The 12487-nt window shown below is 61.6% G+C and carries 13 protein-coding genes; 8 read left to right on the forward strand and 5 right to left on the reverse strand.

Features of this window, described 5'->3' with window-relative positions; all coding sequences use genetic code 11:
• Window positions 1–56 precede the first annotated feature (56 nt).
• Both GG26_RS10990 and GG26_RS10995 read left to right on the forward strand, forming a co-directional pair.
• Window positions 57–899: an ABC transporter ATP-binding protein gene (locus tag GG26_RS10990; protein ID WP_414390559.1), complete on the forward strand. Its 843-nt coding sequence runs from the start codon at window positions 57–59 to the stop codon at window positions 897–899.
• Window positions 896–1603: an ABC transporter ATP-binding protein gene (locus tag GG26_RS10995; RefSeq protein ID WP_414390562.1), complete on the forward strand. Its 708-nt coding sequence runs from the start codon at window positions 896–898 to the stop codon at window positions 1601–1603. Before GG26_RS10990 ends, GG26_RS10995 begins: the two co-directional genes overlap by 4 nt.
• A 26-nt stretch (window positions 1604–1629) precedes the next feature.
• Here the strand turns inward: GG26_RS10995 and recN are convergent, their stop codons facing one another.
• Together recN and GG26_RS11005 are read right to left on the reverse strand one after the other, a co-directional pair.
• Window positions 1630–3336 (reverse strand): DNA repair protein RecN, encoded by a 1707-nt coding sequence (gene recN / locus GG26_RS11000; protein ID WP_099812745.1) that lies wholly within the window; start codon window positions 3334–3336, stop codon window positions 1630–1632.
• A gap of 72 nt (window positions 3337–3408) precedes the next feature.
• Entirely contained in the window at window positions 3409–3723 is a 315-nt protein-coding gene (locus GG26_RS11005; RefSeq protein WP_414390565.1) for a hypothetical protein, read from the reverse strand.
• Between the two features lie 111 nt (window positions 3724–3834).
• On the opposite strand from GG26_RS11005, the gene GG26_RS11010 reads away from it, so the two are divergent.
• Window positions 3835–4461 carry a pseudouridine synthase gene (locus GG26_RS11010; protein WP_099812744.1) on the forward strand — a complete coding sequence of 209 codons (627 nt, stop codon included), beginning with the start codon at window positions 3835–3837 and terminating at the stop codon, window positions 4459–4461.
• On the opposite strand, the gene hisB is transcribed toward GG26_RS11010, so the two are convergent.
• A complete protein-coding gene (gene hisB, locus GG26_RS11015) occupies window positions 4444–5064 on the reverse strand; it encodes an imidazoleglycerol-phosphate dehydratase HisB (RefSeq protein ID WP_011431413.1) in 621 nt (206 codons plus the stop codon). The two genes, GG26_RS11010 and hisB, sit on opposite strands and share 18 nt — an antisense overlap.
• 236 nt (window positions 5065–5300) lie before the next feature.
• On the opposite strand from hisB, the gene GG26_RS11020 reads away from it, so the two are divergent.
• From GG26_RS11020 to GG26_RS11035, 4 genes are all read left to right on the forward strand, one after another.
• The gene (locus GG26_RS11020) at window positions 5301–6710 is read left to right on the forward strand and encodes a RecQ family ATP-dependent DNA helicase (protein WP_414390575.1); all 1410 of its coding nucleotides are present in this window, start codon (window positions 5301–5303) and stop codon (window positions 6708–6710) included.
• An 89-nt stretch (window positions 6711–6799) separates the two neighbouring features.
• Complete coding sequence (locus GG26_RS11025; protein ID WP_414390568.1) at window positions 6800–8626, forward strand: glycoside hydrolase family 3 N-terminal domain-containing protein; 1827 nt, start codon at window positions 6800–6802, stop codon at window positions 8624–8626.
• 264 nt (window positions 8627–8890) lie between these two features.
• Window positions 8891–9208, forward strand: a complete 318-nt coding sequence (locus GG26_RS11030; protein WP_011431416.1) for a c-type cytochrome — start codon at window positions 8891–8893, stop codon at window positions 9206–9208.
• A 9-nt stretch (window positions 9209–9217) separates the two neighbouring features.
• The gene (locus GG26_RS11035; RefSeq protein ID WP_414390571.1) at window positions 9218–9895 is read left to right on the forward strand and encodes a diacylglycerol/polyprenol kinase family protein; all 678 of its coding nucleotides are present in this window, start codon (window positions 9218–9220) and stop codon (window positions 9893–9895) included.
• Between the two features lie 43 nt (window positions 9896–9938).
• On the opposite strand, the gene GG26_RS11040 is transcribed toward GG26_RS11035, so the two are convergent.
• Both GG26_RS11040 and GG26_RS11045 read right to left on the reverse strand, forming a co-directional pair.
• Entirely contained in the window at window positions 9939–10298 is a 360-nt protein-coding gene (locus GG26_RS11040) for a hypothetical protein (RefSeq protein ID WP_011431418.1), read from the reverse strand.
• 332 nt (window positions 10299–10630) lie between these two features.
• On the reverse strand, window positions 10631–10891 hold the full coding sequence (locus GG26_RS11045; RefSeq protein WP_041438621.1) for a helix-turn-helix domain-containing protein: 261 nt from the start codon (window positions 10889–10891) through the stop codon (window positions 10631–10633).
• Window positions 10892–11237: 346 nt separating this feature from the next.
• On the opposite strand from GG26_RS11045, the gene GG26_RS11050 reads away from it, so the two are divergent.
• Window positions 11238–12347 carry an RpoD/SigA family RNA polymerase sigma factor gene (locus GG26_RS11050; RefSeq protein WP_240527797.1) on the forward strand — a complete coding sequence of 370 codons (1110 nt, stop codon included), beginning with the start codon at window positions 11238–11240 and terminating at the stop codon, window positions 12345–12347.
• Window positions 12348–12487: the final 140 nt, after the last annotated feature.

Below are 12487 nucleotides of genomic sequence, written 5' to 3' on the forward strand. Positions count from 1 at the left end.
AAGTAAGACTCATTATCCTACGATGAAAGTTCATAGAATGGCAAAGTCATCAGGTAATGGAGTTTTCCCAGAGCAGCAGCGTGATCGTTATCGACAACATCTCCAAACAGTTTGGCGGCGTCAATGCCCTAGATCACTGTTCCTTCCGCATCGAAGCTGGTCGGATCACGGGCTTGATTGGTCCCAACGGGGCGGGGAAAACAACTCTTTTCAACATCATTGCCGGTTTTATTCGGCCCAATAGCGGACGCATCTGGCTAGATGGGGAAGACGTCACGGGCTTGCCTCCCCACCAGTTGTTTCAACGTGGGCTGGTGCGCACCTTCCAGATCCCGCGGGAGTTTGGCCGCATGACCGTTCTGGAAAACTTAATGGTTGTTCCTCCCCATCAGGCTGGAGAAAACCTATTTAATGCCTGGTTCCGCTGGCGGCGAGTACAGCGGCAGGAGCGCCAGCTTCAGGCTCGGGCTGAAGAAGTTTTGGAACGGCTCAACCTCATCCACCTGCGGGATCAACTGGCAGTCAACCTTTCGGGCGGGCAAAAGAAGCTGCTGGAACTGGGACGCACCCTGATGACCGATGCGCGGGTCATCCTCTTGGACGAGCCGGGGGCTGGGGTCAACCGCACGTTGCTGGCAGACCTAATCCGCTTTATTGAGTACCTCAACCGCGAGCGCGGCTGCACCTTCTGCATCATTGAACACGACCTGGATCTGGTGACCCGCCTTTGCCACCACGTGGTGGTCATGGCGGGGGGAAGGGTGTTAACCCAAGGATCCATGCAGGAAATTCGGCAAAACCCTGCCGTGCGCGAGGCCTATTTGGGATCCATCGCTTTAGCAGATGCCCTTAGCTCGGAACCGGCCTCCACCCTCTCGCCGGAGGGATCCCCGCCATGACCCCCTTGCTCGAGATTCAAGATCTCTACAGTGGCTACCGCGGCGTGGACATCCTCAAAGGGATCCGCCTCAAGGTCACTCCAGGCCAAATTGTAGTGATCATCGGCCCCAACGGGGCGGGCAAATCGACAGTGCTCAAGTCTCTTTTTGGATTGGCCACCGTCCGCTCGGGCCGAGTGCTGTTCCAAGGTTCTGACATCACCCATCTGCCTGCCGAGCAACTGGTGCGGCGAGGAATTGGCTTTGTGCCCCAGACCCACAATGTCTTTCCCTCCCTCACCGTCGAGGAGAACCTGGAGATGGGGGCCTTTATCCGGGGCGACAACTACGCCCCCCAACTGGAGCGGGTTTACGAGCTGTTTCCGCCCCTGAAGGAGAAGCGAAAGCAAGCGGCGGGATCCCTCTCCGGCGGGCAACGGCAGATGCTGGCCATGGGGCGGGCGCTGATGGCGGAGCCGCAGCTGTTGGTGTTGGACGAGCCGACAGCCGGCCTGTCGCCGCTGTATGTCGAGCAGACCTTTGCCCTCCTGCAGGAGATCAACCGCCGCGGCGTCAGCATCCTAATGGTCGAGCAAAATGCCAAGCAGGCCTTGGCTATAGCGGACTGGGGCTACGTCCTCTCCATGGGAGAAAACCGCTTTGAGGATACCGGCCCCAACCTATTGCACAACCCCGAGGTGTTGGAGCTATTTTTGGGCGGCTGAGGCCCTCACCCTCGGGGAGAGGGGAGCTAAGCAGAGCCGGCCAGTTGCAGTTGGCGCAGTTGGGCTGCCTGCTTGAGAAGGGCTTCCACAAAGCCCATTGCCTCCTGGGCGGAGTGGCCGGCAGCCAGTTGGGCCAATTCTTCCCGGCGCTCCCCTTCTCTCAGCGAATCCACCCGCACGCAGGTTCGCCCTTCTTGCACCACTTTGTAAACCCGCAGGTGGTGATCGGCTAGGGCGGCAACCAGGGGCTGGTGGGTAACGCAGAGAACTTGGTGGCTACGGGCAATCTGGTGCAGTTTGGCGGCGATGGCCTGCGCTACCTTGCCGGATACGCCAACGTCGATCTCGTCGAAGACCAGAGTAGCCACCGGATCGACGCGGCTGAACACCGCTTTTAAGGCCAGCAGAAAACGGCTCATCTCGCCGCCGGAGGCAATGTCGGCCAGCGGCTGCAGGGGCTCGCCGGGGTTGGGGCTAAACCAAAAGCTCACCTGATCCACCCCTTCGGCGGTGGGGGATCCGGCTTGGATCTGCACCTGGAACTGCACACCGCTCATCCCCAGGGGCCCAAGCTCCTCCACGAGAGCCTTTTCCAGTTGGTGGGCCGCCTGCTGCCGCAGATGCGAGAGCATCTGGCAGTGGCGCTCCAGCTCCTGGGCTGCCTGGTCTAGCCGCGCCTCTAGTTCCTCCAAGTCGGTGCTCTCGTCCCGCAGTTGGGCCAGCTCTGCCTTGAGCCGCTCCGCGTGGGCCATCACCTCGGCCAGGGTGGGGCCATATTTGCGGCAGGCCTGTCGCAGTTGGGCTAGGCGCCGTTCAATTTTGCTTAGCCGACTGGGATCCGCCTCCAGGGTCTCGCCGTAGCGCAGCAGCTCCCGCCCCGCCTCCTCCACCTGAACGAGGGCGCTGCTGACCATCTCGACTAGGGGAGTTAGGTCGGGATCCCGCTGGGCCATGCTCTGCAGCAGACGCTCGGCTTGGGCCAGGAGATCGGCAATGGCCGGCGAGCCGCTGTCATTTTGGTAGAGCAGTTGGTGAGCGGCATAACTCTGCTGCTGCAGTTCCACGCGGTGGGCCAGGCGCTCCCGCTCCCGCTCCAATTTGGTCAGCTCGTCAGGATCCTCCAGGCGCAGGGCAGCCAGTTCTTGGGCTTGCAACTCTAGGAGATCTAGCCGCTGCAGCCGCAGGTGTTGGTTTTGCTGGCGGGAGGCTATCTCTGCTTTGAGCTGGCTCCAGGTTTGGTAGCAAGCTGCCACCTCTGAACGCAGGCGCAGCAGCTTTTCGCCGCCAAAGGCATCCAGCCAGCGGCGCTGGGTTTGGGGAGACTGGAGTTGGCTTGTCTGGCCCTGGGCGGTGATCTCCACCAGTTGGGAGCGCAGGCTGAGCATCTGAGCCTTGTTCACGAGCACCCCATTGACTCGCAGGCGGCTGCTGAGCTTGCCGTTGCGCATCACCAGCTCGCGGCTGCAGACCAGGCCTTCTTCCAAAGGTTCAATTTGCTCTTGCTCTAGCCAGGCCTCCAGCGCGGCCGTAGGCTGGAAAATGGCTTCCACCAAGCCCCGATCGCTGCCGCTGCGCAGAGCGCGAGCCGGTCCCCCGAGCGCGGCATCGAGGGCATCGAGAATGATAGATTTGCCCGCCCCTGTTTCTCCGGTGAGCACGTTCAGCCCCGCCCGAAAGGGAATCTCCAAGTACTCGATCAGGGCGAAGTTCTCGATCCGCAACAGGCGCAACATAGGGATCCCGTTGGCCTTCCTGTCTTAGGTTAGCCCACCTGCCGACTTAGGCGGAACGGGGGAAGAGCAGCTTCAAGGGGTGGCCTCCGGCGTCTCCTCTGTTCTAGCAGGGGTATCGGCAAGCGGCTCGGAGGTAGCGGCTGAGGCATTGGGTGTATTAGGCGCTACCTCTGCCTCCTGGAGAGAGGCGGAGGGTTCGAGCTCGGCTTTTGGCTCTGTGGCGGTGGGCTCGGGGGCAGCGGCAGCGGCTTGGGCAGCCTCTTTTTGCTGTTGCCGCTCGTAACGGCGTCGTTTGATCCCCTCATCCACCCACACGTACACCAGACTGAGAAGGGAGAGCCCCGCCGTTCCAATTAAAACCCAGAGTAGAGTGTTGTCTATCGTCATGAGTGAGATCCGTCAAACTCTGCCGCCAACGGAAAACGCCGCGCCCAAGGCTTGATCTTACCGTTGAAGCTGCTCTGCCCAATCTTAAAAGACGGGATCCACACTTTTGCCATGCGCTACCTCAAGTTTTACAAACCCTACGGCGTGCTCACCCAATTTACCGACCGGCAGGGGCGGCCAACCCTCAAGTCTTTCATCCCGGTGCCCAAGGTCTATCCGGTGGGGCGGTTGGATCGCGATAGCGAAGGTCTGCTTCTGCTCACCGACGATGGCCGCCTCAACGCCCGCCTGATCGATCCCAAGTTCGGCCACGAGCGCACCTACTGGGTGCAGGTGGAAGGGATCCCCACGCCCCAGGCCCTGCAGCAGTTGCAAGAGGGAGTGGTCATTCAGGGGCGAAAGACCCGGCCGGCTGAGGTTAGAGTGCTAGCCGAGGAGCCGGAGCTGCCGCCGCGGGATCCGCCCATCCGCTTTCGCCGCTCCATCCCCACCACCTGGCTGGAGCTGACGCTGCGGGAGGGTCGCAACCGCCAGGTGCGCCGCATGACCGCCGCTGTCGGCATTCCAACCTTGAGATTGGTGCGAGTGGGGCTGGGGCCCCTCTCGCTGCAGGGGCTGGCCCCTGGCCAGTGGCAAGATCTCAGCGAGGCGGAGTTGGCCCGCTTGCGGCACTACTGTTTTGGCCAGTCGCGCTGTCCCTTGCTCGGGCGGAGGTTAAGTCTACAGAACACCTTTTGAGCTGGGGATCCCATCTTGTCGGCGCGGATCCCGTTCTACGGCCATGCGCAGGGCGCGGGCAAAGGCCTTGAAACTGGCCTCGACAATGTGGTGGGCATTGAGGCCAGCCGCCTGGCGAATGTGCAAGGTCATCTGGGCGTGGTTGGCCACTGCCTGGTAGAACTCCCGCACCAACTGGGTTTCGTAGCGGCCAATGCGCTCGACGGTCAGCTCCAGGCCGTAGCTGAGGTGGGGGCGCCCGGAAAAGTCCAGCACCACCTGCACCAAGGCCTCATCCAAAGGCGCCCAAAAGTGGCCAAAGCGGTAAATGCCGCGCCGATCCTGCAGCGCCTGGGCTAGGGCTTGTCCCAGCGCGATGCCCACATCTTCGTTGGTGTGGTGGTCGTCGATGTGCAGATCCCCCACCGCTTTGATCTGGAGGTCGATCAGCCCATGGGTGCTGAGCTGGGCCAGCATGTGGTCCAAGAAGGGGATCCCGGTGTCGATCTCATGCTGCCCTTTGCCGTCCAGGCTAAGGCGAACCTGCACATCCGTCTCTGCTGTGCGACGCTGAACAAAAGCCGTTCTGGGCTGGAGCGAGCACGTGGAGTTTAGGGCAGTCATGGGAAGGGTATCGAGGCAGCCAGGAAGTCCCAGCTCTAGAATCGCACAAGCCTGTCGCTCTCGACAGCTTCCCAGCCGCGGCGGAGATGGCCGCTTCCCTGCTGGCAAGGGGATCCCGGAAGCAAAAAGGTTGGCGGCAGCTCCTCACCCCCGACCTCCCTGGCCGGGCCTCTGCTGCAGGGCTCCCAATAGATGCTGTAGATTGCCCAGAGAGGTTGTTGAACAAGGGGGTGGCTTTGCAGGATTGGCAGCAGGTTCAATCTGCCCTCAAGCAGTACTGGGGCTACGAGGCGCTGCGCCCCCCTCAGGATCAGGTGATCCGCGCCTTGCTGGAGAAGCGGGATGCCCTAGTAGTGCTGCCAACGGGCTTCGGCAAGTCCCTGTGTTTTCAACTGCCGGCCTTGCTGCAGACAGGTCTGACCCTGGTGGTCTCGCCCCTGATTGCTTTGATGGAAGACCAAGTGCAGGATCTCTGGAGGCGCCGTCTGCCGGCAGCCTGTCTGCACAGCGAGCTGGATCCGGCTTTGCGCAAGCGGGTGTTGCGGGCTTTGGAAGGGAACCGGCTGCGCCTCCTGTATCTAGGGCCGGAAACCCTCTTTAGCCCGCCGGTCTGGAAGCGGCTGCAGCAGGTGTCCCTCAACGGCCTCATCGTCGACGAGGCGCATACCTTGGTGCACTGGGGGGGATCCTTCCGGCCCGACTACCGCCGTCTGGGATTGGTGCGCCCTGCCCTGGGCCAGCCTGCTTTTCCCATCGCCGCTTTTACTGCCACCGCCGATCCCGAAACCCTCAGCCGCCTGCGCCACATCCTCAAGCTGCGGGATCCGGAGTGCATTCGCGCCGATCCCCTGCGGGCCAATATCTCCCTCAATGTGGAGGTGGCCTGGAGCCCGGCGGATCGCCGTCGGCGTCTGCTGCGTTTTCTAGTCGAAAACCCCGGCTCGGGCCTGGTGTACGTGCGCACGCGGCGGGATGGGGAGGAGCTGGCCGAGTGGCTGGGCCGCCACCACCAAAAAACCGCTGCCTACCACGGCGGCCTAGAAGCAGGATCCCGCCGGCGCTTGGAACGGGCCTGGCTGGAGGGCGAGCTGCGCTTTTTGGTCTGTACCAACGCCTTCGGCTTGGGGATCAACAAGCCCGACGTGCGCTGGGTGCTGCACTTTCACCCGCCCCCCAACTTAATGGACTACCTGCAGGAGGTGGGGCGGGGCGGGCGGGATGGCGGCCCCTGCCGGGCCCTGATGTTGGTCTCGGAGCCGACGGGCCTGCTGGATCCCACCGATCGCCAGCGCCAAGCCTATTTCTATTCCCAGCAGGAGCGCCTGCTGGCCCAGGCGCGGCGTTTGCTGCAAACGCTGCCCCCCCAGGGATCCTATGCCGACTTGCCCCCCGGAGAGACGCGGGTGGCCCTGGGCCTGCTGCAGGAGATGGGCTGTCTGCACTGGCCAGATCCCTTTCACTTCCAGGTGCTGCACCGCCACTGGCAGCCGCCGCCGCGGCAGGATCCCTGGCGGGGGATGGACGACCTCATCCACAGCCGCGGCTGTCGCTGGCAGGTGATCCTGCGGCATTTTGGCTACCCTGAGAACCAGCCCGGCCTGCCCTGCGGCACCTGCGATCGCTGCCGGGCTGCCCAAAGGCGTTGATGGTTTCGGCAGCCGGCAGAGGGGTTAGGATCTTTGCGCTTGCCCGGCGTTTTCGCAAAGGATAGGATCCCCTCGCTTTCCCCTTGCTGATGGTGTCCATGAGTGGTTCGGGATCCCCGGTCGCTGCCCTTGAGCAGCCCTTGTCCTTAGCACGGCAGGTGGCGCAACTGCTGGTGGTGCCGGTCTCGGCCCGTTTGGGATCCCAGTCTCCTCCCCGCGAGATCCTCAAGCGACTGATCCAAGAGGTGGGGATCGGGGGCCTCTGGATTACTGAGGGCCATGTAGCAGAGGCCCTGCTGCTGATCGAGGAGGCGCAGTCTTGGGCTGCCCTGCCCCTTTTGGTGGCAGCCGAGGCCAGTCGCGGCCTGGCCCTACAGGGGGCCACTTCTTTCCCCCACCCCCTGGGCCTGAGCCGCCTGGGATCCGAAGCCGAGCGCTGGGCGGAACAGTGGGGAAGGATCACGGCGCGGGAGGCGGCGGCCATCGGCATTAACTGGCTGCTGGGCCCGGTGGCGGAGCCCCTGGGGCAAGGCCCAGCAGAGCTGGCGCTGGCGGAGGAGCCGCACCTAGTTTTGCAACTGGCGCGCGCCTTTGTGCGCGGCTGTGAGCAGGCCGTCCCCGGCGGGATCCTGACCACAGCCAGATCCTTCCCCGGCCAGGATTGGGTAGAACCGCCCCAGGCAGGTGCGGCGCTGCGGCCAAAGCCAACCGATGTCCCCTGGTGTCCTCGCCTGAGCCTCAGCTTGGACAAGCTGCAAGCAGGACTCTGGCTGCCGTTCCGCGGTCTGGTGGACCAGGTAGGAGCCATCTCGGTTGCGCCAGTGGTGCTTCCCGAGTGGGACGAGCGCTGGCCGATCTCTTTTTTGCCGGGGCGGCTGACCCAACTGCTGCGCCAAGAGTGGGGGTTTAGTGGACTAATTGTGGCAGAGGGCCTCGATCAGGGCTTCTTGGACGAGCTGGCCGTTGGCGTCGGCTCCTCTCCCCACCTGCTGGCGGTGCGGGCCCTCCAGGCCGGCGCCGACCTCCTTTTGGCCCCTCCCGACCCAGTGGCGGCCGTCACAGCCATTGTGGAAGCTGTGCGGCAGGGATCCCTGGACGCCCAGGCCATTGCCCAATCGGTGACGCGGGTGCTGCGGGCCAAGCAGCGGCTTTTCCCCTCCGCCTCCGCCCTGCTCAAGCAAGTGTGGCCGGCCCTGGCGGAAACGGATTTCAGCCTGGTTCCCGGCTGGATGGGGGCTAAAGACCCCACCGACCCCGCCCTCTGCCGCGGCTTTTCCGACGAGCAACTGAAACCCCTGCTGTTGGGAGATCCCCTCGCCAAGGACTCACCTCTAGCCAAGCTGTTCGGCACACGTCCGCCTCTGCCCAGAGTCGCCCGGTTGGGATCCCTCTTGGCCGAGCAGGATATTGCTCCCTGTCAAGCTGCCATGGCCCGCGGCGGCGTGACAGGCGGCCAGGCTTTGCCCCTGCCCGCTCCCCCCGGCAGTTGGAACTGGATCTGGCAAGATCTCGCCCCTGGCGCTGAGACAGCAGGGCTATCGGCGGCCTCTCCCGCCCTCAGCATTCCCGCCGGCCTCGGCTTCTCTCCTTTGCTCAGCCATCCTCTCACCCCTTTGAGCTTGCTGGAGACGGCCCTGGGCAGCGCCGGCCAACTGATCTTCCAGGCCTTTGTCGAGGAGCCTTTGCCCAACTATGTGCTGGATTGGCTGCAACAACAACGAGAGCGGGTGGCAGCCGTCGTCGTTTATGGTAACTTATCCTTCTACCGACGCCTGCAGGCGCACTTTCAGTGGGCCAACGCCATCCACAGCCTCAATCCTGATCCCTGGGCCCAGGCAGAAGCTATGCAGCGTCTGTTTCCCCACCGGCTCATCCCGGAGAAACCCGAGCCTCAGCCAGCATCGACAAATAATTAAGAAAAAGTAAATACCATTGCAGATTGTTGGCAGAAAGGGGCCCCTGAGCTATCGTATTGATGGAAATGTAAACTATTGAAACGGTTTCTCTCAGGGTTGTCTGTGCCTTCCTTCCTCTCAGACATCGCTGGATCGGGCAGTTCTCGCCCCTCTGGTGACGGTGAGTGTGAGCTTGAGCGAACCTCCCCGCAGCGTCCGCAACCGTTCCTCCACTCTTTGCAAGCGCTGCTGTCAGGGCGCTGGGCGACAAAGCTTGGACTGGGCTTGGCTGTTGTGGGTCTGGCAATTCTCACCTGGATTTGGCTGGCTGCAGGAGCTGGGCTGGATCCTTACACTAAAGCCGTCCTCAGCCTAGAGGGTCAGCCCAGCCATGGTGCTTCGTTGTTTGCCCTCAACTGTGCCGCCTGTCATGGAGAAGAAGCCGATGGCCGAGTTGGCCCCAGCCTGCGGGGAGTTAGCAACCGCCGCTCCGACCGGTTTATCATTCATCAGGTAACCAGTGGCAAAACTCCGCCTATGCCCCAGTTTCAGCCGGATCCCCAGGAGATGGCAGATTTGCTCAGCTACTTGAAAACCCTCTGAGGCCAGCTCATGGGCCTGACCCAGCAGCTTGCTTGCTACGCTCTCTGGCTGGCCTCCGTATTTGCCTTTGCGGAATGGCTGCGCTCCCGACAGGTGGATGGGGAATGGGTGCGCAAAGTCGTCCATATCGGTGTGGGCAATATCATTCTGCTGGCCTGGGCCTTGCAGGTGCCCCGCTGGCTTGGGGTGGGGTTTTCCTTGGTGTTTGCCGGCCTGGCGCTGCTCTCCTACCGGGTGGCTATTTTGCCTAGCTTGAATGGGGTCGGGCGGCGTAGCTTCGGCACTTTCTTCTATGCTGTCAGCATTGGCCTGTTGCTGTATTGGTTTTGGCTGCCGCAGCGACAGGTATTCGCGGTGATTGGCATTTTGGTGATGACCTGGGCCGATGCGCTGGCGGGCTTGGTGGGCAAAATTTGGGGCAAGCACCTCTATCAACTGGGATCCCTTCAAAAAAGTTGGGAGGGATCCCTGACCATGTGGGCAGTGAGCAGCTTGGTGATTGCGGCGCTGCTGCTGGGGTACTTCGGCTTTTCTCCCTCCTTGCTCGCCATCAGCCTCTTGGTGGGAGGCCTGGCCATGGGCCTAGAGGTCTTCTCTTGGTGGGGGCTGGATAACCTGACCGTGCCTTTGGCCAGCGCCGGGCTCTGCTTTGCCCTGCTGCAGCTTCTAGACGAACTGTACCTGTAGCGGAGTTGCTACTACTGTGACGGGTTTGGCGCGGAAGCGACTTCTAGGCCCCGCGGCGTTCTTGTTCTCGCTCTTCTTGTTGCTGCCACTGCCTGATCAGCTCTTTCGCTGCCTGGGGGGTAAAGTAGTCCAGCTCCATCAGCTTGCGATAGGTGAGGAGCTGCCGCATCTCCAGGGGCATGTCTGCCTTCCGGTAAAAGTAGTGGATGCGGCTGATGTTTTGCTCCATCTCGGCGAACTCCTGCTCCCGCTGCATTTGCCTTTCCTGCTTGAGCACCTTGTGGGGAGCAGACATGCGATTCGGGATCCGCTGCGCGCTGGTGGCTTTGCTGGCGAGAACCCGATGGGCTCCGCTTTGCCGACTGTTGGCGCCGTTGAAACGGCTGAAAAAGAAAGAGAGCATCCGTCAACCTCACACAGGCAGAGAAAAGAGGGTCGTCTTACACTAACTTTACAATATCAAGCTTAGATAAAGCTGTGAAGCCGCCAGTGATCTGGATCCCTTTTGGGAAAGCCCGTACCTTTCACAGGGCAAGGAGTGTATCTCTCCTGTCCCTTAGGAGAGTTGAGGCAGAGACAAGGCTTGGCTTGGGCAGGCAGACTTATAGAGGATGTTATCAGTATTTACACGTATGCTTGGACGAAGATAGGGTCAAAGCGCAAAATCATTTGCGGGCTTTCACGCACAATGACAGGGATCTTGAATAACTGTTACATGGTGCTTGCCCGGAGGCGCTACAGGTGAGATTCGTCGCCGCTCAGCAGCCAGGTAACCGAGACACCCAGCGCCTTGGCAAAAGCCACCAGCTCTTTGTCGATGACGCGCCGTTTGCCCTTTTCCACCTGGCCGATCTTCACGTAGTCCAACTGCACGCCGTACTTAGCCAGGCGACCCGCCAGTTGATCTTGGGTCAGTTGCAGCTTCTCCCTTACCCAGCGCACCCGCTCTCCGATCAAGTTGGCCGATGGAGGGTGCTGGTTGAGGTTAGACTCCATAGGAGCAAGAGATTGTGAATATTCTTTTCCAGACTGAGGAAGCCGATGGCTCCCGCGGCGCCCCATGGTAGCCTATGCTGGCAAGGCTACCCCTCCTCTTCCACTTTATAGAACCTGTGGGAGCCTGCTCGACAGCAGGCGAGCTAGCTGTCTCCTGAATATCTTACACAAGGTCTAGATCGAAAATCGCTTATGGATGTTTTCGCGCAGGATGCCCTGCCGGCGAGAACTTGGCAGATGGGATCCCTGCCACTCCCGCACCCAGCCGGAAAAATTTCCGGGCAAAAAAGAGGGCCATGATCGATTTTCGCTCGCGCCAGGGGGAGAAACTTTTCTAGACTAGGAGGTGACGTTTTCTCCTCACTTGGCCGTGGTTTTCTCTCGTCCTCATCCTGAAAACATTGCCTCGTCCCGCCAGGAGCTCGACGATCTCTGGCTTGAGGCCGAGTCTGCCTCTCAGGATCCGGCTGCAGAGGCCGACCTAGAGCCGGGCGCCAGCGGGTTGCGGCTGAATGAAGACGCCGTCGATCACTACTTGAATACAATTGGTCGGGTGCCCCGCATCGATCACGCGGAGGAGATCGAGCTGTCGCGCAAAATTCAGCAGAAGCTGCTCATCGATCAGGCCCGCAGGGAATGGCGGCAACAGCGGGGGCAGGATCCCAGCGATGAGGAACTGGCAGCAGCCCTGCAGATTCCTGTGTCTACCCTGCGCTCCCGCATCCGCCAAGGGGAACAGGCTCAGCGCAAGCTAATCAACGCCAACCTGCGCCTGGTGGTCAGTGTGGCCAAGAAGTACCTCAACCGGGGGGTGCCCTTTTTGGACTTGATCCAAGAGGGCAACATGGGTCTTATTCGGGCCACTGAGAAATTCAATGCCGAACGAGGTTTTCGCTTCAGCACCTATGCCCACTGGTGGATTCGCCAGGGCATTACCCGCTGCATTGCCAACCAAGCCCGGACGATTCGCCTGCCGGTGCATATGGTGGACAAAGTGCGTCTGCTCAAGCGCACCAACCGCGAGCTGATGAAAGCCCGAGGGCGACGGCCCACAGAAGCCGAACTGGCGGAGGCGCTGGGCATCAAGGTTAAGAAGTTGCGCATGATCCAGCAGGCTGCCGCTTTGCCCCTGTCGTTGGATGTGCCGGTTGGCCAGGAAGGGGAAAGCCGCCTGGGGGATTTGCTGCCGGATGAGCGGCAGGAGCAACCCTTTGAAGAGATCCTCGTGCAATCTCTGCGGCAAGATGTGCGTTCTGCCATGCAGGCCCTGAAGCCCATCGAGAGGCAGGTGCTGGAGCTGCGCTATGGGCTGGATGGGCAAAGGGCGAGAACTCTGCGAGAAGTCGGGGATCACTTTAACTTAACGCGGGAGCGGATTCGCCAGATCGAGCGGGATGCTCTGCGCAAGCTGCGCCTAGGCCATCCTTCGCGGGCTTTGGCCCAGTACATTCGCTAGCTTTTGCCGCAGCCTCCCGGGGTTCGGGCGGGGATCCCCGCGCGAGACGGGTTTTCAGCCCTTGGGATCTGCCTTGCAGCCCCCTAAAGTGACATCCTCTCCCGCTAAGCCCTGACGGGCTGTAGACGGGAGCTTCCGAG

It is taken from the genome of Synechococcus sp. 'PEA 65AY6A-5F PE A', assembly GCF_047462575.1.
Classification (GTDB): Bacteria; Cyanobacteriota; Cyanobacteriia; order Thermostichales; family Thermostichaceae; genus Thermostichus.